This is a genomic window from Thermus sp. FJN-A, assembly GCF_054655095.1.
On sequence record NZ_BAAHSC010000203.1, the window covers coordinates 1 to 719 of the forward strand.

1 rRNA gene is annotated in these 719 nt (G+C 64.0%); it reads left to right on the plus strand.

What is annotated here, in order from left to right:
- Nucleotides 1-719: ribosomal RNA gene (locus ACYQ0J_RS09945) — 23S ribosomal RNA — on the plus strand; the annotation flags it as partial.

Genomic DNA, 719 nt, shown 5'->3' on the forward strand with positions numbered 1-719 from the left:
AGGGGGAGCCGGTAGCGGGCGTTGATCCCTGGATGTCCGAATGGGGGAACCCGGCCCGTGGGAACACGGGTCACCGCCCTTTAGGGCGGGGGGAACCTGGGGAACTGAAACATCTCAGTACCCAGAGGAGAGGAAAGCGAAAGCGACTCCCTGAGTAGCGGCGAGCGAAAGGGGAAGAGCCTAAACCGTCTGGCTTGTCCGGGCGGGGTTGTGGGGCCCTCGGATACCGAATCCCTAGCCTAGCCGAAGCTGTTGGGAAGCAGCGCCGGAGAGGGTGAAAGCCCCGTAGGCGAAAGGTGGGGGGATAGGTGAGGGTACCCGAGTACCCTGGGGTTCGTGGAGCCCTGGGGGAATCTGGGCGGACCACCGCCTAAGGCTAAGTACTCCGGGTGACCGATAGTGGACCAGTACCGTGAGGGAAAGGTGAAAAGAACCCCGGGAGGGGAGTGAAATAGAGCCTGAAACCGTGGGCTTACAAGCAGTCACGGCCCCGCAAGGGGTTGTGGCGTGCCTATTGAAGCATGAGCCGGCGACTCACGGTCGTGGGCGAGCTTAAGCCGTTGAGGCGGAGGCGTAGGGAAACCGAGTCCGAACAGGGCGTCTAGTCCGCGGCCGTGGACCCGAAACCGGGCGAGCTAGCCCTGGCCAGGGTGAAGCTGGGGTGAGACCCAGTGGAGGCCCGAACCGGTGGGGGATGCAAACCCCTCGGATGAGCTGGG